This window comes from Pseudomonas sp. HMSC065H01 (genome assembly GCF_001815235.1).
Lineage (GTDB): Bacteria > Pseudomonadota > Gammaproteobacteria > Pseudomonadales > Pseudomonadaceae > Pseudomonas > Pseudomonas aeruginosa.
On sequence record NZ_KV819937.1, the window covers coordinates 506,519 to 523,497 of the forward strand.

A 16,979-nucleotide genomic window follows, 5' to 3' on the forward strand; every position below is an offset into this window, starting at 1 on the left:
TGGCACGGAACGCGTTCGCCATGGTCCAATCCCCCATCTATCGAGCTGTTTTAAGGACCCTTGCCATGCTGGACTGGAAGAAGCGTCGTGGGACCATGCGCGATCGCGTGGACAATTCCGTGGATGATGTGCGTACCTACTTCGGCGGCCCCTGGCTGGTGCGCGTGGTGGGAGGCCTGCTGGGCATCTACCTGCTGGTGGCGATGCTGGTTGGCTGGTACTGGAGCCAGGAACCCGACCTGTTCCCCGTGCAGCAGGACGCCCAGGCCGCCGCCGAGCGCGCCGGGCGGCAGATGGTCACCGGCTACACCACGGTGGAGACCCTCAAGGAAGTAGTCGATACCCTGCTGACCAAGCCGGGCGGCTACATCTCCAACGACATCTTCCCGCCGGGCATCTGGATGGACAACATGCCCAGCTGGGAGTATGGCGTGCTGGTCCAGGTGCGCGACATCAGCCGGGCGCTGCGCAAGGATTTCGCCCGTTCGCAGTCGCAGTCCACCGAGGACGCCGACCTGGCTCGCGCCGAGCCGCGTTTCAACTTCGACAACAAGAGCTGGGCGCTGCCGGCGTCCGAGTCGGAGTACCAGGAAGGCATCAAGTCGCTGGATCGCTACCTGGCCCGGCTGTCCGACCCGAACCAGCCCAACGCGCAGTTCTATGCCCGCGCCGACAACCTGAACAACTGGCTGGGCGACGTCGCCACCCGCCTGGGCTCGCTGTCCCAGCGCCTGTCGGCGAGCGTCGGCCGGGTCAAGCTGAACACCAACATCAAGAACCCCGAAGAGGTACAGCCGGGCGAGGCGCCCAAGGTCGAGGAAGTGGTCCAGGAAACCCCCTGGCTGCAGATCGACAACGTCTTCTACGAGGCCCGGGGCCAGGCCTGGGCGCTGTCGCACCTGCTGCGCGCCATCGAGGTCGACTTCGCCGACGTGCTGGCGAAGAAGAACGCCACGGTCAGCGTGCGGCAGATCATCCGCGAACTGGAGGCCGCGCAGGAGCCGTTGTGGAGCCCGATGGTGCTGAACGGCAGCGGCTACGGCATCCTGGCCAACCACTCGCTGGTGATGGCCAACTACATTTCCCGCGCCAACGCCGCGGTGATCGACCTGCGCCAGCTGCTTTCCCAGGGCTGACCCATGGCCGCGCCGATCAGCGCCGAAGAGGTGGCCCACCGGGCCGCCTCCGACGCCGAACTCATCGCCTGGGTCGACGAGCAGGACCGCCCGCTCGGTAGCCTGCCGCGCGCGGAGCTGCGCGAGCGCGGGCTGATCGGTCGCGGCACCTTCATCCTGCTGTTCAACTCCGCCGGCGAGCTGTGCGTGCAGCGCCGGACCCTGAGCAAGGCGGTCTATCCCGGGTACTGGGACCTCGCCGCCGGCGGCATGGTCCAGGCCGGCGAGCCCTACGCCGACTCCGCCGCCCGCGAACTGGAGGAAGAGCTGGGAATCCGCGACGCGGTCCTGCGCGAACATGGTCGCTTCTTCTTCGACGAACCGGGCAACCGGCTCTGGTGCGCGGTGTTTTCCGCCGTCTCCGATGCGCCCTTGCGCCTGCAGGCGGAGGAAATCTCCGAGGCCCGCTTCATCCGTCCCGAACTGGCGCTGGAGGAGGCTCGCAGCTTGCCATACTGCCCCGATTCCCTGCAGGCGTTGCGCCTGTACCTGGACGCCTGAGCCGCGGATGTCGCCATTTCACCGATCAATGGCGCATTTTCGCTCTTAGCATTTGCTCGCAATGCTGCTAAATTGCGCGACCTTTTCGGGCGGTCCCCATGCCGCCCCTGCGCAGCCCCTGCCTGAGTGGGGCGTCGCGGTCGGCTCCCGCCGGCCATCGTTGTTGACCTGGCCCGTCGAGGCCATTCTGGGGGAAACGCCCGGTGGTCAAAAAAGCTTCGTCCCTGTCCGCCCTCGGCGGGCTGGTGTATTCCACGGATGGCGGCCGGCATTGCCCGGACTGCCAGCAACCCAAAGACGCCTGCATCTGCGGGCAGGCCGTAGCGCCTGTCGGCGACGGGATCGCGCGCGTGCGCCGCGAGACCAAGGGCCGCGGCGGCAAGACGGTGACCACCATCAGTGGCCTGCCGCTCGCCGGCGATGCGCTCAAGGAGCTGGCCAGCGCGCTGAAGCGGCGCTGCGGCACCGGCGGCAGTCTCAAGGACGGCGTGGTGGAGATCCAGGGCGAGCATGTCGAACTGCTGATCGACGAACTCCTCAAGCGCGGTTTCAAGGCGAAGAAGTCCGGCGGCTGACCGCGTTCTCCCCTGCAGAGAGCGGGCAGGTCCGGCACCGCGAAGGCCGCACCAGCCCTTTCCCTAGATGGGAGACTGCGGATACCCGCATGAGCGGATTTCCTCGGCTTTCCTAAACTACCGCCCAGAGTGGCGGTCAACACGGCAACGTCACATCCTCCGGCTAGCCTCCACCACAGGCGTGCCGGCCCAGGGCCATCCGGAGATCCCGGCGCCCGCCCGACCCCGAACATTGAGGAGATCACCGCGCATGGCCGCTCGACGGACTCGCAAAGACGATGGCAGCAACTGGACCGTGGCCGACAGCCGCGGCGTATACGGCATCCGCCACTGGGGTGCGGGTTATTTCGCCATCAACGATGGCGGCAATGTCGAAGTGCGTCCGCAGGGTGCCGACTCGACGCCCATCGATCTCTACGAGCTGGTCGGCCAGCTGCGCGAGGCGGGCCTGAGCCTGCCGCTGCTGGTGCGCTTCCCGGATATCCTGCAGGACCGCGTGCGCAAGCTCACCGGCGCCTTCGACGCGAACATCGAGCGCCTCGAATACCAGAACCGCTATACCGCGCTGTATCCGATCAAGGTCAACCAGCAGGAAGCGGTGGTGGAGAACATCATCGCCACCGAGAACGTCTCCATCGGCCTGGAGGCAGGCTCCAAGCCGGAACTCATGGCGGTGCTGGCGCTGGCCCCGAAGGGCGGCACCATCGTCTGCAACGGCTACAAGGACCGCGAGTTCATCAAGCTGGCGCTGATGGGGCAGAAGCTCGGGCACAACGTGTTCATCGTGATCGAGAAGGAATCCGAGGTGCAGCTGGTGATCGAGGAGGCCGCCAACGTCGGCGTGCAGCCCCAGGTCGGCCTGCGCGTGCGGCTGTCCTCGCTGGCTTCGTCGAAGTGGGCAGACACCGGTGGCGAGAAGGCCAAGTTCGGCCTTTCCGCCGCCCAGCTCCTGTCGGTGGTCGAGCGCTTCCGCCAGGCCGGTCTCGACCAGGGCGTGCGCCTGCTGCATTTCCACATGGGCTCGCAGATCGCCAACCTGGCCGACTACCAGCACGGCTTCAAGGAAGCCATCCGCTACTACGGCGAGCTGCGCGCGCTCGGCCTGCCGGTGGATCACATCGACGTTGGCGGCGGCCTCGGCGTCGACTACGACGGCACCCATTCGCGCAACGCCAGCTCGATCAACTACGACATCGATGACTATGCCGGCGTGGTGGTCGGCATGCTCAAGGAGTTCTGCGACGCCCAGGGCCTGCCGCATCCGCACATCTTCTCGGAGAGCGGCCGGGCGCTGACCGCGCACCATGCGGTGCTGATCACCCAGGTCACCGACGTCGAGCGGCACAACGACGACGTGCCGAAGATCGTCGATCTCGACGAGCAGCCGGAGATCGTTCGCTGGCTGGCCGAACTGCTCGGCCCGACCGATGCCGAGATGGTCACCGAGACCTACTGGCGCGCCACCCACTACATCGGCGACGCCGCCGCGCAGTATGCCGACGGCAAGATCAGCCTGGCGCAGAAAGCCCTCGCCGAGCAGTGCTACTTCGCTATCTGCCGGCGCCTGCACAACCAGCTCAAGGCCCGCCAGCGCTCCCACCGGCAGGTCCTCGACGAACTCAACGACAAGCTCGCCGACAAGTACATCTGCAACTTCTCGGTGTTCCAGAGCCTGCCGGATACCTGGGCCATCGGCCAGGTGCTGCCGATCCTGCCGCTGCACCGCCTGGGCGAGGAGCCGGATCGGCGCGCGGTACTGCAGGACCTGACCTGCGACTCCGACGGCAAGATCACCCAGTACGTCGACGAGCAGAGCATCGAGACCAGCCTGCCGGTGCACGAGGTGAAGGAGGGCGAGGACTACCTGATCGGGGTATTCCTGGTCGGCGCCTACCAGGAGATCCTCGGCGACATGCACAACCTGTTCGGCGACACCGACTCGGTGAACGTCTACCAGCGCGCAGACGGCGGCATCTATCACGCCGGCATTGAGACCCACGACACCATCGAGGACATGCTGCGCTACGTGCACCTGTCGCCGGAGGAACTGATGACCCTCTACCGCGACAAGGTCGCCGGGGCCAAGCTCACCGCCCGCGAGCGCAACCAGTACCTGGATGCGCTGCGCCTGGGGCTGACCCGCTCGGCGTACCTGTCCTGACTGGCTAGCCCGTCGGCGACGGGAAGCGAACCAGGCAATGGCCGGCGGGCGCGAGGCGCCCGCCGGCCGTTTCGTTTCCGTTGTCTGGGAGTTCCGCGCAACCCTTCATTTCTACTTCCCTGCCGGCGGTGGACGTCGGCGTGGTTGCCTGCTGTGTCCGGCGGATAACGCTTCGCATCATTCGTCCTACCCGTGGGGGGGAAGGGCCGGACGTTTCCAGCGGCTCCTGGATGCTCCGCGCCTCAGAAGTATTTCAACCAGGCGATATCCCGCCGCCGCGCCTTGAAACCGGCGAACCAGTGCACCGCCGGGTACAGCGCCACGGCCAGCAGGATGCTGCACAGCCATAGCGCCGGCACCGAGGAGAAACCGAAGTAGTCGCCCCGGTTGGCGCCCCAGATCGCCAGCGCCAGCAGGTACAGCAGCTTCAGTAGGTAGAGATGCAGCAGGTAGAAGAACATCGGCGCTCCGCCGAACGCCACCAGGGCCTTGCCGCGACCGCTCCAGTCCAGGCGTTCGAACCAGGCCAGGAGCAGCAGGCCGATTCCCAGGGTGAGGGCGAGGAACAGCAGCGACGGCGGATACTTGGTGACGTTGAAGAAGCCCATCAGGGTGATCGCCGGCGTCTCGCCGAAGGCCCAGGGTTTCTCGCCATAGCCGTTGAGCAGGCGCAGCAGGATGAAGCCGAGCAGCAGCCCGCCACCGCCCGCCAGGAGGTAGCGTCGGCGCGTGGTTGCCGGCGTGGCGCCGCTGAACCAGTTGCCTGCGGCATAGCCCAGGGCGATCACACCGATCCACGGCAGCAGGGGGTAGGAGGTGCGCAGGCGCAGGGCGTCGCCCGCTTCGATCCAGCCGCGGTCGTGGAGCACCGCCCACGGCAGGTGCCAGGCCGAGCCGGGAGCGAAATGCAGCGGATCGAGCAGGTTGTGGCCGGCCACCAGCAGCACGCCGAGCGCCGCGAGCAGAGGGCGCGGCAACCAGAGCAGGGCGGCCAGGGCGAGCATGCTCAGGCCGATCGCCCAGATCACCTGGAGGTAGATCACCGTCGGCGGCAACTGGAAGGTCCAGGCGAAGTTCACCAGGGTCAGTTCCAGCGCCACCAGGAACAACCCGCGCTTGAACAGGAACGCCGAGACCGCCCGGCGTCCCTGGTGCTTCTCGCCGTAGAGGAATGCCGACAGGCCGGTGAGGAAGACGAACACCGGCGCGCACAGGTGCGCCAGGGTGCGGCTGAGGAACAGCGCCGGCTCGGTGCTGGCGACGTCCATCGGGTCGCCGACCTGGCGGTGCAGGAAAAAGGTCTCGCGGACATGGTCGAGCAGCATGAACAGCATCACCAGGCCGCGCAGGGCGTCGATGCTGTGCAGGCGGGAGGAATTGGAGACGGAGTTGGGCATGGCTGGGCTGGTCGTCGGAAAAGAGGGATGAGTATCACAGCCTGGCGGCGAGAAGCGAGATAGAGCCGGGCATTGTATTGCGAGGCCGGAATCGAACTGGTAGCGTTATAGTATATCATTTCTTTTCTGGTGCGATTTCCCATGAGAGTCAGTGTGTCGCTTGTCCTCGGTGTCGGCCTCGGTTGCAGCAGTCCGGCGCTCTGGGCGGAAACGGAAAGTCCCGCGGAGCTGGAGGTCCTCACTGTCACCGCCGAAGCGGAGCGCGCGGAGGGCCCGGTGCAGGGCTACCGGGCCAATCGGACGGCCAGCGCGACGCGCACCGACACCCGTATCGAGGACATCCCGCAAGCCATCAGCGTGGTGCCGCGCCAGGTGCTCGACGACCTTGACAGCGCTCGTATCGAACGGGCGCTGGACTTCGCCGGCGGGGTCTCGCGGCAGAACAACTTCGGCGGCCTGACGATGTTCGAGTACAACGTCCGTGGCTTCACCACTTCGGAGTTCTACCGCGACGGCTTCAGCGCCAACCGCGGCTATATGAACGCCCCGGACAGCGCCACCATCGAGCGCGTGGAAATCCTCAAGGGACCGGCCTCCAGCCTGTACGGGCGCGGCGATCCCGGCGGCACGGTGAACCTGGTGACCAAGAAGCCCCAGGCCGAGCGCTTCGCCCGCCTGCATGCCAGCGCCGGCAGTTGGGACCGCTACCGCTCGACCCTGGACCTGAACACGCCGCTGGACGAAGAGGGCGACCTGCTCTACCGGATGAACCTGGCGGTGGAGGACAGCAAGGGCTTCCGCGACTACGCCGACGGCCAGCGCCTGCTGGTGGCGCCATCGTTCAGCTGGCAACTGGACCCGGACACCTCGTTGCTGGTGGAAGCCGAGGTGGTGCGCAACCGCCAGGTCTTCGACCGCGGCACCGTGGCGCCGCACAACCACCTGGGCAGCCTGCCGCGCTCGCGGTTCTTCGGCGAACCGGACGACGGCAAGATCGACAACAACAACGAAACCCTCCAGGCCACCCTGCGCCATCACTTCAACGAGCAGTGGAGCCTGCGCCTGGCCAGCCACTACAAGCATGGCCACCTGGACGGCTACGCCTCGGAGAACTCCAGCCTCGCCGCCGACGGCTACAGCCTGCGCCGGGAGTACCGCTACCGCGACTTCGAGTGGCACGACAGCATCACCCAGCTCGACCTGCTCGGCGACCTCCATACCGGCTCGATCCGCCACCAGTTGCTGATGGGCCTCGAGTACGAGCGCTACCACAACGACGAACTGATCCTGCGTAGCATCCCGTCGCGCAACCCCTATGCCATCGACATCCGCCGGCCGGTCTACGGCCAGCCGAAACCACCCTTCGGACGCGACGACCGCAACCACGAGGAAGTCGACGCGATGGCCCTCAACCTGCAGGACCAGATCGAGTTCAGCGAGAAATGGCGCGGCCTGCTCGGCGTGCGCTTCGACCGCTACCGCCAGGACATGAACGCCACGCGCCTGAACAATGGCCGCTTCCGCGACACCAGCTCGCAGCAGACCCAGCGTGCCGCCACCCCGCGCATCGGCGTGCTGTACCAGGCGACCCCGGAGGTCGGCCTGTTCGCCAACGCCTCGAAATCCTTCAAGCCCAATGGCGGTACCGACATGGCCGGCAAGGCCTTCGACCCGGAGGAGGGGCGCGGCTACGAGGCGGGGGTGAAGCTCGACCTGCTCGATGGCCGGCTGGGCATGACCCTCGCCGCGTTCCACCTGAAAAAGAAGAACGTGCTCACCGCCGACCCGAGCAATCCCGGTTACCAGCAGACCGCCGGCGAGGCGCGCAGCCAGGGCTTCGACCTGCAGTTCAGCGGCCAGCTCACCGAGCAGTTGCGGCTGATCGGCGCCTACGCCTATATCGACGCCGAAGTGACCAAGGATGAGAACATCGCTCGCGGCAGCCGCCTGCTCAACGTGCCGAAGCACAGCGGCAGCCTGATGGGCGTCTACGAGTTCCGCGAAGGCTGGCTGCACGGCGCCGATGCCGGCGCGGCGGTCAACTATGTCGGCGAGCGCGCCGGCGACAGCAGCGACAGCGGCTTCGAACTGCCGGCCTACACCACCGTCGACCTGCTCGCGCGCTATCCGCTGGCGAGCAATGCCACCCTCGGGGTGAACGTCAACAACCTCTTCGATCGTCGCTACTACGAGCGTTCCTATAACAACGTCTGGGTCGCCCCCGGCGAGCCGCGCAACCTGACCATGAGCCTGACCCTGAACTACTGAGCCCTCTACCGCCGCCAGGAAGCCATGCCATGCAAGGACGCACACCGCTGCTGGAAACCCTCCGCGAACTGGAATGCGAGATTCGCCTGCTCACCGTCTATGCCCGCGAGTGTTGCGGCTGCTACGAGATCCTCAGGCGCAAGCTCGACCGTCTGAGCGGACTGATCGGGGAGGATTGCAGCCGGGCGCAGTGGCAGGCCGATTCGGACGACCCTGCGTTGCAGGCGCTCGGCCTGCGCCTGCGCGACGCGGCGGTGCAGGCCCTCTGCGAACTGGAGAAGCACCTTTGCCAGGGCGTGCTGCATGAGCCCGGCGAGATGGGCCGCTACCTGGGTAGCCTGCTGGAATCCATCCGCGGCGAACTCGACAGCGCCGGGATAGATGCCGATGCACGGGTCCTGTTCGTCGGCTCCGGTGCCCTGCCGACCTCGGCCCTGGTGCTGGCGCGGGAGGTCGGCGCACATTTGTGCTGCCTGGACATCGACGAGGAGGCCCTGGGCTGTGCCCGCGAGATCGCCCGCTGCCAGGGGCTGGAGGCGCGCATGCAGTTTTCCTCGCTGCCGCCGGCGGAACTGGCGTTTTCCCGCGATGCCACGCATTTCCTGATCGCTTCGCTGGTGCAGCAGAAAAGCGCGGTGCTGGCGCAGATCCGCCAGGTCATGCGCGCCGACGCCAAGGTCCTGCTGCGTCACGGCAGCGGCATCAAGGGACTGTTCAACTATCCGGTGGAGCCGGCCGAACTGGATGGCTGGCGGGTTTGCGCGGAGCGGGTCAGCCAGCCGCTGTACGACACCCTGATCCTGGAGAAGTCCGGTCGATGAATGCCGCTGATGAGAGCCTGGGCAACGTCCTGCTGGTCGGTCTGGGCGCGGTGGCGATCCAGGTCGCGCTGGACCTGCGCCGCCACGGTGCCGGTCGCCTCGGCGCGCTGAACCATCCCGGCCGGCGCAGCCAGCGGATCGCCGAGGCCCTGGCGCGCGGCGCCTGCCTGCAGCTGGAAGGGCAGGGGCAGCATCGCTGGCTGTCCGGCAACGCCGCGCTGGACGTCTTCCACCAGGACCCCGCTGAGCTTCGCGACGATTGGCAGACCCTGGTGCTCTGCGTGCCGGCCGACAGTTACCTGGACGTGGTCCGCGGGTTGCCCTGGGAGCGACTCGGCGGGGTGCGCACGCTGCTGCTGGTGTCCGCCTTCATCGGCGCCAACCTGCTGGTGCGCAGCGCCCTGCCGGCGGGGTGCCAGGCGACCGTGCTGAGCCTGTCCAGCTACTACGCGGCGACCAAGGTGATCGACGAGACACAACCGCTGCGGGCCCTGACCAAGGCGGTCAAGCGCAGGGTCTACCTGGGTTCCAGCCGGCCGGACTGCCCGGCGCGGGAGACCTGGCGGCGAGTCCTGGCCGGCAGCGGGGTGGAGGTGGTACCCCTGGCGACGCCGGAAGCGGCGGAGGGCCGCAACGTCACCACCTACGTGCACAGTCCGTTCTTTCTCGGCGAGTTCGCCCTCGCCCGGATACTTTCCGAGCAGGGGCCGCCCGGTTTCATGTACAAGCTCTACCCGGAGGGACCTATCACCCCCGGGGCCATTGGCGCCATGCGGCGGCTGTGGTGCGAGCTGAGCGAACTGTTGCGGCGGATGGGCGCCGAGCCGTTGAACCTGCTGCGGTTCCTCAACGACGACAACTACCCGGTGCACGAGACGATGCTGCCGCGCGCGGCCATCGACGGCTTCGCCGAGGCGGGCGCCGAGCGCCAGGAATACCTGCTGTTCGTGCGCTATGCGGCGTTGCTGGTCGATCCGTTCTCTCCGGCCGACGAGCAGGGTCGCCACTTCGACTTTTCCGCCGTGCCGTTCCGCCGCGTCAGTCGCGACGAAGACGGACTCTGGCGGCTCCCGCGGGTGCCGCTGGAGGACTATCGCAAGCTGGCGCTGATCGTCGCGCTGGCCGCCCACTTCGACCTGGCCATGCCGCAGGCGCGCAGCCTGTTGGCGAGCTACGAGAACGCCGTGTCCCGATTCATCGATTGCCAAGGAGCGAGCCAGTGCCATCCAAGCCTGTATCCGATCGACAGCCGTCCGGCGGCGGACGCCATCTATCGCCAATGGTGCTCGACCTGCTGAAGAGCGGGGTGCTGCTGGCGGTGCTGGCGTCCTTCACCTTCAGCGTGATGAACGCCCTGGTCAAGGAAGCCAGCGCCACCCTGCCGGCTGCCGAGATCGTGTTCTTCCGCAGCGCCATCGGTACCCTGCTGATCTATCTGCTGATGCGCCAGGCCGGTGTCGCCCTGTCGCGCCAGGGCGTGCCGATGCTGCTGGTGCGCGGGGTGATGGGGGCGCTGTACCTGGTCTGCTATTTCTACGCCATCGCCCATATCCCGCTGGCGGACGCGAGCATCCTGGCGCACATGTCGCCGTTCTTCGTCATCCTCTTCTCCGCGCTGTTCCTCGGCGAGCGGATTCCCCGGGCGGTCTATTGGCTGTTGCTGGTGGTGGTGCTCGGCGCGCTGATGATCGTCAAGCCGTTCAGCTATTCCAGCTACTCGGTATACGCCGTGGTCGGCCTGCTCAGTGCGGTGTTCGCCGCCGGTGCCTCGGTGGCGATCCGCCAACTGAGCGCGCGGCACCATACCTACGAGATCGTCTTCTACTTCCTGGCGGTGGCCACCCTGGTGGCCATCCCGCTGATGTGGAACGACTTCGTGGTGCCGGCGACGCTGCGCGAGTGGGGGCTGCTGCTGGCCATCGGGGTGGTATCGCTACTCGGCCAGGTGTTCCTAACCCGCGCCTTCAGTCACGAGAGCGCGACCATCGTTGCGGTGACCCGCTATATCGGCATCGTCTTCAACGCCGGCTGGGGCTGGCTGTTCTGGAGCGAGGTGCCGGACGCGCTGACCATCGCCGGCGGCGTGCTGATCGTGGTGGCGTGCATCGCGCTGTCGCGGACGAAGAAGGGCTGAGCCTCCGGCGCGACCAGCTCCCGCTGCTTCGCGCCGGACCGCGCCTAGAGTACGTAGCGCCAGATCGCCACGAAGTGGAGGAGGCTGCCGGCGATCACGAACAGGTGCCAGATGCCATGCCAGTGGCGGAAGCGGTGGTCATAGGCATAGAAGACGATCCCTACGGTATAGAGCACGCCGCCGGCCGCCAGCCAGGTGAAGCCGGCGCTGCCGAGGGCGGCGAGCAGCGGTTTCACCGCGATCAGCACGATCCAGCCCATCACCGCGTAGATCACCACCGACAGCACTCGCGCCTCGGAGCGTGGCTTGATCTCCTGGAGCATGCCGAGTACCGCCAGGCCCCAGACGATGCCGAACAGCGTCCAGCCCCAGGGACCGCGCAGCGTGACCAGGCAGAAAGGCGTGTAGCTGCCGGCGATCAGCAGGTAGATGGACAGGTGGTCGAGCTTGCGCATCACCACCTTCGCTCGCCCGCGCACGCTGTGGTAGGCGGTCGAGATGCTGTAGAGCAGCGTCAGGGTGACGCCGTAGACGCCGACCCCGACGATCTTCCACGGACTGCCGTTGAGGCTCGCCTGGACCGTCAGCCAGACGGCGCCGGTACAGGCGGCGACCGCACCGATCAGGTGGGTCCAGGCATTGAGTCTTTCACCGTGATACATGACGCATGATCCTCCCGCGATAGACAACGCCATGGTAGGGCATGTCGGGGTGGTGTGGGTCCTGACCTTTTATTGGCGTTTTCCGTGACGGTTGCATGAAGGTTTTCCTCATCCCTCCCTGCTCGTTGGAACGGATAAAGGCTTGACGGTTTTAATTATGGTCATAATATTAAGTGTGTAATATAAACAGCCGCTGTCAGCGGTCAGGCTTTTTTCCAGCGAGAACCCACATGAACGAACAGATTGGCAATGGCGTCGCCCTGGTCACCGGCGCCTCTTCCGGAATCGGCGCGACCTACGCCGAGCACTTGGCCCGCCGTGGCCACGACCTGTTGCTGGTGGCGCGCGACCGGCAACGCCTGGAAGCCCTGGCGGATCGACTTCGCCAAGCCCACGGGGTCAGGGTGGAGATCCTGCGCGCCGACCTGTCCGAGCGCGACGATAGGTTGCGGGTCGAGCGACGGTTGCGCGACGACGCCTCGATCGCGTTGCTGGTGAACAACGCCGGCGTGGCGATGAACGGTCCGCTGGCCGATGCCGACATGGACCGGGCGGAGCGGATGATCGCCCTCAACGTGGTGGCCCTGACCCGCCTGGCTGCCGGCGCGGCGGAGGGGTTCCGCCGGCGTGGCGGCGGCGCCATCGTCAACCTTGGTTCGGTGGTGGCGCTGGCGCCGGAGTTGTTCAATGCCGTCTATAGCGCGACCAAGGCCTACGTGCTGAGCCTGAGCCAGTCGCTGCAGCACGAGCTGGCCGGCAGCGGCGTTTACGTCCAGGCGGTGCTGCCCGGCGTCACCCGTACCGAGATCTGGGAGCGCAGCGGCACCGGAATCGCCGGGATTCCCGCGGAGATGGTGATGGAGGTCGAGGACTTGGTGGAGGCGGCGCTGGTCGGTTTCGATCGGCGTGAAGCGGTGACCATCCCGTCGTTGCCGGATGCGGCCGATTGGCAGGCGCTGATGACGGCGCGGGCCAGGCTCGCGCCCAATCTGTCGCGGCAGCGGCCGGCCGAGCGCTACCTCGGCTGAGGCCCTAGCGCTCCATCTGCTCCAGCAGCTTCTTGCGCGTCGCTTCCAGTATCCGTTGCGACAGCGCCTCATCCTGCACGCTGCGCGACAGTTGCAGCGCGCCGACCAGCGAAGCGAGCAGCAGCACGGCGCGCTCGCCTGCGTCCTCGCCCTCCAGGGCCGCTTCGATCATCGCCAGGCGCTTGCGCACGATGCTGTCGGTGGTCGGGCTCGGCGTGCCGCGCTGGCCGAGTTCCGCCGACAGGGTCGGCAACGGGCAGCCGGCGCCGGGGTTATCGCGGTGACGCGGCGACAGGTACTGCTCTATCAGCAGCGCCAGCGGTCGTTCCGCCTCCGCCAGGGGCGCGGTGATTTCGTCGAGTTGCGCCGCGGCATGCCGCAACGCGGTTTCCACCAGGTCGTCCTTGGACTTGAAGTGCGCGTAGAAGCCGCCATGGGTCAGGCCCAGGGCCTTCATCAGCGGTTGCAGCCCGGTGGCGCCGACGCCGTCCTGGCGGAACAGCCGGGCAGCCTCCTCGACGATACGCCGGCGGGTCTTCTGCTTGTGGTCTTCGGGATAACGCATGGCTTCGATACCTTGGAATGCAGGTCGTCATCTTAACGCCTGGCGGCCTTCCCTGGCGAAGCCGCGTTCATCCGGCCATGTGCAGGACCAGGCAGGTGGTCGAGCCGACGGCGTAGAGACGGTCGTCGACATCGTACAACCGGCCCTCGGCGACCGCCGTCGAGCGGCCGAGGTGCACCACCCGGCCTTCGGCACGCACCGGGCCGACCTTGTCGGTCAGCGCGCGCAGGTAGCTGATCCGCAGGTCGGTGGTGGTATAGCCCTGGCCGGCCTGGAGCCGGGTATGGATCGCGCAGCCCATGCAGGAGTCCAGCAGCGACGCGGCGTAGCCGCCGTGCACGCTACCCAGCGGATTGTAGTGGCGGCGGTCCGGGGTGCCCTGGAACAGGAAGCGCCCTTCGGACCACTCGATGGGAACGAAGTCGACCAGTTCGCCGTAGGGCGGACAGGGCAGTTGGCCGCTGCCGATGCGGTCGAAGAACTCCTGCGGGGAGAGCGCGGCGACTTGCGCCAGCTCCAGGGTTCCGCTGGCGCCGAGGCGGGCGCGGGCGGCCCGTTCGGTGGCGATCCAGGCGTTCAGGCGATCTTCGCGGCCGGGCTGTTCCATGGTAGTGCTCCTGTCGTGGTGGGAAAGGGTTGCAGGAAAATTACGGTCATCATATAAGCTTTGCATGACGAGCGAAATACAATCGCTTTCGGTCCCTCTACGCGGCGTTTCCTCTATTTGCGCCGGCGTCGCCTACGCTGAGGGGGCCGTGGCGGGACAACCGAGGAGCAGGATGATGGAAAGCTATGACGTGATCGTGATCGGCGCCGGTCCGGGGGGCTACAACGCTGCCATTCGCGCCGGCCAGCTGGGCCTGAAGGTGGCCTGCGTGGAGGGTCGCGAAACCCTTGGCGGGACTTGCCTGAACGTCGGCTGCATGCCGTCCAAGGCCCTGTTGCACGCCTCGGAGCTATACGCCGCGGCGAGCGGCGGCGAGTTCGCCCGGCTCGGCATCCGGGTCAGCCCGGAACTGGACCTGGCGCAGATGATGAAGCAGAAGGACGAGAGCGTCGCCGCCCTGACCCGTGGCGTCGAATTCCTCTTCCGCAAGCACAAGGTGCAGTGGATCAAGGGCTGGGCGCGCTTGCAAGGCGAGGGCCGGGTCGGCGTGGCCCTTGCCGACGGCGGCCACGCGCAACTGGAGGCGCGCGACATCGTTATCGCCACCGGTTCGGAACCGGCGCCGCTGCCCGGCGTGCCTGTGGACAACCAGCGCATCCTCGACTCCACCGGCGCCCTGGAGTTGGTCGAAGTGCCTCGCCACCTGGTGGTGATCGGCGCCGGCGTGATCGGCCTGGAGCTTGGTTCGGTCTGGCGCCGGCTGGGCGCACAGGTCACGGTGCTGGAGTACCTCGAGCGGATCTGCCCGGGGCTGGATGGGGAAACCGCAAGGACCCTGCAGCGCGCCCTGACCCGCCAGGGCATGCGGTTTCGCCTCGGCACCCGCGTGGTCGCCGCGCGCAGTGGCGAGCAGGGCGTCGAACTCGACCTGCAACCGGCCGCCGGCGGCGCTACGGAATCGCTGCAGGCGGACTACGTGCTGGTGGCCATCGGCCGGCGCCCCTATACCGAAGGACTGGGGCTGGAGACGGTCGGCCTGGCCAGCGATCGTCGCGGCATGCTGGAGAACCAGGGACAGCGCAGCGCGGCGCCGGGCGTCTGGGTGATCGGCGACGTGACCTCGGGACCGATGCTGGCGCACAAGGCCGAGGAAGAGGCGATCGTCTGCATCGAGCGGATCGCCGGGCATGCGGCGGAGATGAACGCCGAGGTGATTCCGTCGGTCATCTACACCCAGCCGGAAGTGGCCAGCGTCGGCCTCGGCGAGGAGCAGCTGCAGGCGGCGAGGCGCGAGTACAAGGTCGGACGCTTCCCGTTCAGCGCCAACAGCCGGGCGAAGATCAACCACGAGAGCGAAGGCTTCATCAAGATCCTCTCCGATGCCCGCAGCGACCAGGTGCTCGGCGTGCACATGATCGGGCCGGGCGTCAGCGAGATGATCGGCGAAGCCTGCGTGGCCATGGAGTTCAGCGCCTCGGCGGAGGACCTCGCGCTGACCTGCCATCCGCATCCGACCCGCTCCGAGGCGCTGCGCCAGGCGGCGATGGACGTGCATGGCCGGGCCATGCAGAACTGAGGGCTCAGCCGCGCATGCCGAAGCCGCGCGCCATCAGCGTAGCCAGCAACGGAATGACCAGCAGCAGGAGCAGTTGCAGGCGCACCGCCATGACCACCCGCCGGCCCCGGGCCGGCGTCACCGCCGGCACTTCGCCGGCCTTGAGGGCGCCGCGCCAGCCAAGGAAGGTAACGGTCGGCAACAGCGAGACCAGGGCAGCGAGGACGAATAGCCCGACCTTGGCGTGGAACAGACCATTGTGCAGGTAATAGTCGACGCCCTTGCCGTACCACAGCACCCGCGCCAACCCGCTGGCCAGTACCGCCAGGGCGCAGAGGCCGTAGCCGCGGTCGATCGCCGCCAGGCTGCGGGCGCGCTCCAGGTCCAGCGGCAGGCGCAGCAGGCGGTGCTGCAACACCAGCAGGGCGAACAGCAGGAAGATCGACAGGTAGTGCAGGTAGGCGACGATTGCCTGGGCCATGGCGGCGCTCCTCGGGGTGGGATGGGCACAGTCAAGCAGACCCCGGGCCAATGTGCCTGACGGCGCTTCCGGTATTCCCCGAGAATGCGTCTAGAATCGAGCTGGCCATTTTCCGGAGCCCGCCATGACCCCGCTGACGCCCGAGCAGACCCATGCCTACCTGCACCATATCGGCATCGACGATCCCGGTCCGCCGAGTCTGGCGAATCTCGACCGACTGATCGACGCGCATCTGCGTCGGGTCGCCTTCGAGAACCTCGACGTGCTGCTCGACCGTCCCATCGAGATCGACGCCGACAAGGTTTTCGCCAAGGTCGTCGAGGGCAGCCGCGGCGGTTATTGCTTCGAACTCAACTCGCTGTTCGCCCGCCTGCTGCTGGCCCTCGGCTACGAGCTGGAACTGCTGGTGGCACGGGTACGCTGGGGACTCCCGGACGACGCGCCGCTGACCCAGCAATCGCATCTGATGCTGCGTCTGTACCTGGCGGAGGGCGAGTTCCTGGTGGATGTCGGCTTCGGCTCGGCCAATCCGCCGCGAGCACTGCCTTTGCCGGGCGACGAGGCGGACGCCGGACAGGTGCATTGCGTGCGCCTGGTCGACCCGCACGCCGGTCTCTACGAAAGCGCCGTGCGCGGTCGCAGCGGCTGGCTGCCGCTGTACCGCTTCGACCTGCGCCCGCAGTTGTGGATCGATTACATCCCGCGCAACTGGTACACCTCGACCCACCCGCACAGCGTATTCCGCCAGGGCCTGAAGGCCGCCATAACCGAGGGCGACCTGCGCCTGACCCTGGCCGACGGGCTGTTCGGCCAGCGCGCCGGCAACGGCGAGACGCTGCAGCGCCAACTGCGCGACGTCGAGGAACTGCTGGACATCCTGCAGACCCGTTTTCGCCTGCGCCTCGACCCGGCCTCCGAAGTGCCGGCGCTGGCGCGACGGCTGGCGGGACTGATCTCCGCCTGAGCGCTTTTGGCCGGTGTCTTTTCGCCGGACTCCTGCGGGAATTTTCCGATGTTCCATAGAAGCCTGAACGAAACGGCTTTTTCGG

At 67.2% G+C, this 16,979-nt stretch carries 16 protein-coding genes; 11 read left to right on the forward strand and 5 right to left on the reverse strand.

What is annotated here, in order from left to right; translation table 11 throughout:
• Window positions 1-65: 65 nt before the first annotated feature.
• The 4 genes from HMPREF3014_RS31785 (at window position 66) to speA (ending at window position 4,412) form a co-directional block, all read left to right on the forward strand.
• The gene (locus HMPREF3014_RS31785) at window positions 66-1,136 is read left to right on the forward strand and encodes a DUF2333 family protein (RefSeq protein ID WP_003106226.1); all 1,071 of its coding nucleotides are present in this window, start codon (window positions 66-68) and stop codon (window positions 1,134-1,136) included.
• A gap of 3 nt (window positions 1,137-1,139) precedes the next feature.
• A complete protein-coding gene (locus HMPREF3014_RS31790) occupies window positions 1,140-1,676 on the forward strand; it encodes an NUDIX hydrolase (protein ID WP_003095369.1) in 537 nt (178 codons plus the stop codon).
• Window positions 1,677-1,879: 203 nt separating this feature from the next.
• Complete coding sequence (locus tag HMPREF3014_RS31795; protein WP_003106225.1) at window positions 1,880-2,251, forward strand: translation initiation factor Sui1; 372 nt, start codon at window positions 1,880-1,882, stop codon at window positions 2,249-2,251.
• Between the two features lie 250 nt (window positions 2,252-2,501).
• Complete coding sequence (gene speA / locus HMPREF3014_RS31800; protein WP_003121112.1) at window positions 2,502-4,412, forward strand: arginine decarboxylase; 1,911 nt, start codon at window positions 2,502-2,504, stop codon at window positions 4,410-4,412.
• A 242-nt stretch (window positions 4,413-4,654) separates the two neighbouring features.
• On the opposite strand, the gene HMPREF3014_RS31805 is transcribed toward speA, so the two are convergent.
• A complete protein-coding gene (locus HMPREF3014_RS31805; protein WP_004347775.1) occupies window positions 4,655-5,809 on the reverse strand; it encodes an acetyltransferase domain-containing protein in 1,155 nt (384 codons plus the stop codon).
• Between the two features lie 141 nt (window positions 5,810-5,950).
• On the opposite strand from HMPREF3014_RS31805, the gene cntO reads away from it, so the two are divergent.
• Genes cntO through cntI form a run of 4 tightly spaced genes read left to right on the forward strand, consistent with a single transcriptional unit; the run spans window position 5,951 to window position 11,032 of the window.
• Window positions 5,951-8,077 (forward strand): pseudopaline transport outer membrane protein CntO, encoded by a 2,127-nt coding sequence (gene cntO, locus HMPREF3014_RS31810; RefSeq protein ID WP_004347776.1) that lies wholly within the window; start codon window positions 5,951-5,953, stop codon window positions 8,075-8,077.
• Between the two features lie 29 nt (window positions 8,078-8,106).
• Window positions 8,107-8,898, forward strand: coding sequence for a pseudopaline biosynthesis protein CntL (gene cntL, locus HMPREF3014_RS31815; protein ID WP_004347777.1), 792 nt, complete (start codon window positions 8,107-8,109; stop codon window positions 8,896-8,898).
• Window positions 8,895-10,196, forward strand: a complete 1,302-nt coding sequence (gene cntM / locus HMPREF3014_RS31820) for a pseudopaline biosynthesis dehydrogenase CntM (RefSeq protein WP_003095356.1) — start codon at window positions 8,895-8,897, stop codon at window positions 10,194-10,196. The genes cntL and cntM overlap by 4 nt, the downstream gene beginning before the upstream one ends.
• Window positions 10,178-11,032, forward strand: coding sequence for a pseudopaline transport inner membrane protein CntI (gene cntI / locus HMPREF3014_RS31825; protein ID WP_003104336.1), 855 nt, complete (start codon window positions 10,178-10,180; stop codon window positions 11,030-11,032). Before cntM ends, cntI begins: the two co-directional genes overlap by 19 nt.
• A 44-nt stretch (window positions 11,033-11,076) precedes the next feature.
• Here the strand turns inward: cntI and HMPREF3014_RS31830 are convergent, their stop codons facing one another.
• Window positions 11,077-11,694 (reverse strand): PAQR family membrane homeostasis protein TrhA, encoded by a 618-nt coding sequence (locus tag HMPREF3014_RS31830; protein ID WP_003095352.1) that lies wholly within the window; start codon window positions 11,692-11,694, stop codon window positions 11,077-11,079.
• 230 nt (window positions 11,695-11,924) lie between these two features.
• On the opposite strand from HMPREF3014_RS31830, the gene HMPREF3014_RS31835 reads away from it, so the two are divergent.
• The gene (locus HMPREF3014_RS31835) at window positions 11,925-12,722 is read left to right on the forward strand and encodes an SDR family NAD(P)-dependent oxidoreductase (protein ID WP_003095350.1); all 798 of its coding nucleotides are present in this window, start codon (window positions 11,925-11,927) and stop codon (window positions 12,720-12,722) included.
• 4 nt (window positions 12,723-12,726) lie between these two features.
• On the opposite strand, the gene HMPREF3014_RS31840 is transcribed toward HMPREF3014_RS31835, so the two are convergent.
• Together HMPREF3014_RS31840 and HMPREF3014_RS31845 are read right to left on the reverse strand one after the other, a co-directional pair.
• Window positions 12,727-13,287, reverse strand: coding sequence for a TetR/AcrR family transcriptional regulator (locus HMPREF3014_RS31840; protein WP_003112334.1), 561 nt, complete (start codon window positions 13,285-13,287; stop codon window positions 12,727-12,729).
• A 67-nt stretch (window positions 13,288-13,354) separates the two neighbouring features.
• Window positions 13,355-13,894 carry a PaaI family thioesterase gene (locus tag HMPREF3014_RS31845; RefSeq protein WP_003095346.1) on the reverse strand — a complete coding sequence of 180 codons (540 nt, stop codon included), beginning with the start codon at window positions 13,892-13,894 and terminating at the stop codon, window positions 13,355-13,357.
• Window positions 13,895-14,066: 172 nt separating this feature from the next.
• Between HMPREF3014_RS31845 and lpdA the strand changes: the two genes are divergently transcribed.
• Entirely contained in the window at window positions 14,067-15,470 is a 1,404-nt protein-coding gene (gene lpdA / locus HMPREF3014_RS31850) for a dihydrolipoyl dehydrogenase (RefSeq protein WP_003095344.1), read from the forward strand.
• Window positions 15,471-15,474: 4 nt separating this feature from the next.
• On the opposite strand, the gene HMPREF3014_RS31855 is transcribed toward lpdA, so the two are convergent.
• Window positions 15,475-15,930, reverse strand: a complete 456-nt coding sequence (locus HMPREF3014_RS31855) for a DUF2214 family protein (RefSeq protein ID WP_003112336.1) — start codon at window positions 15,928-15,930, stop codon at window positions 15,475-15,477.
• Window positions 15,931-16,054: 124 nt separating this feature from the next.
• Between HMPREF3014_RS31855 and HMPREF3014_RS31860 the strand changes: the two genes are divergently transcribed.
• Window positions 16,055-16,894, forward strand: coding sequence for an arylamine N-acetyltransferase family protein (locus tag HMPREF3014_RS31860; protein WP_003112337.1), 840 nt, complete (start codon window positions 16,055-16,057; stop codon window positions 16,892-16,894).
• The last annotated feature ends 85 nt before the right edge of the window (window positions 16,895-16,979 follow it).

Coding starts and splice junctions, on each gene's coding strand:
- HMPREF3014_RS31790 (WP_003095369.1), top strand. CDS start 1,140: ATGGCCGCGCCGATCAGCGCCGAAGAGGTGGCCCACCGGGCCGCCTCC.
- HMPREF3014_RS31830 (WP_003095352.1), bottom strand. CDS start 11,694: ATGTATCACGGTGAAAGACTCAATGCCTGGACCCACCTGATCGGTGCG.
- HMPREF3014_RS31785 (WP_003106226.1), top strand. CDS start 66: ATGCTGGACTGGAAGAAGCGTCGTGGGACCATGCGCGATCGCGTGGAC.
- lpdA (WP_003095344.1), top strand. CDS start 14,067: ATGATGGAAAGCTATGACGTGATCGTGATCGGCGCCGGTCCGGGGGGC.
- cntL (WP_004347777.1), top strand. CDS start 8,107: ATGCAAGGACGCACACCGCTGCTGGAAACCCTCCGCGAACTGGAATGC.
- HMPREF3014_RS31805 (WP_004347775.1), bottom strand. CDS start 5,809: ATGCCCAACTCCGTCTCCAATTCCTCCCGCCTGCACAGCATCGACGCC.
- cntO (WP_004347776.1), top strand. CDS start 5,951: ATGAGAGTCAGTGTGTCGCTTGTCCTCGGTGTCGGCCTCGGTTGCAGC.
- HMPREF3014_RS31835 (WP_003095350.1), top strand. CDS start 11,925: ATGAACGAACAGATTGGCAATGGCGTCGCCCTGGTCACCGGCGCCTCT.
- HMPREF3014_RS31855 (WP_003112336.1), bottom strand. CDS start 15,930: ATGGCCCAGGCAATCGTCGCCTACCTGCACTACCTGTCGATCTTCCTG.
- HMPREF3014_RS31840 (WP_003112334.1), bottom strand. CDS start 13,287: ATGCGTTATCCCGAAGACCACAAGCAGAAGACCCGCCGGCGTATCGTC.
- cntM (WP_003095356.1), top strand. CDS start 8,895: ATGAATGCCGCTGATGAGAGCCTGGGCAACGTCCTGCTGGTCGGTCTG.
- HMPREF3014_RS31845 (WP_003095346.1), bottom strand. CDS start 13,894: ATGGAACAGCCCGGCCGCGAAGATCGCCTGAACGCCTGGATCGCCACC.
- HMPREF3014_RS31860 (WP_003112337.1), top strand. CDS start 16,055: ATGACCCCGCTGACGCCCGAGCAGACCCATGCCTACCTGCACCATATC.
- speA (WP_003121112.1), top strand. CDS start 2,502: ATGGCCGCTCGACGGACTCGCAAAGACGATGGCAGCAACTGGACCGTG.
- cntI (WP_003104336.1), top strand. CDS start 10,178: ATGGTGCTCGACCTGCTGAAGAGCGGGGTGCTGCTGGCGGTGCTGGCG.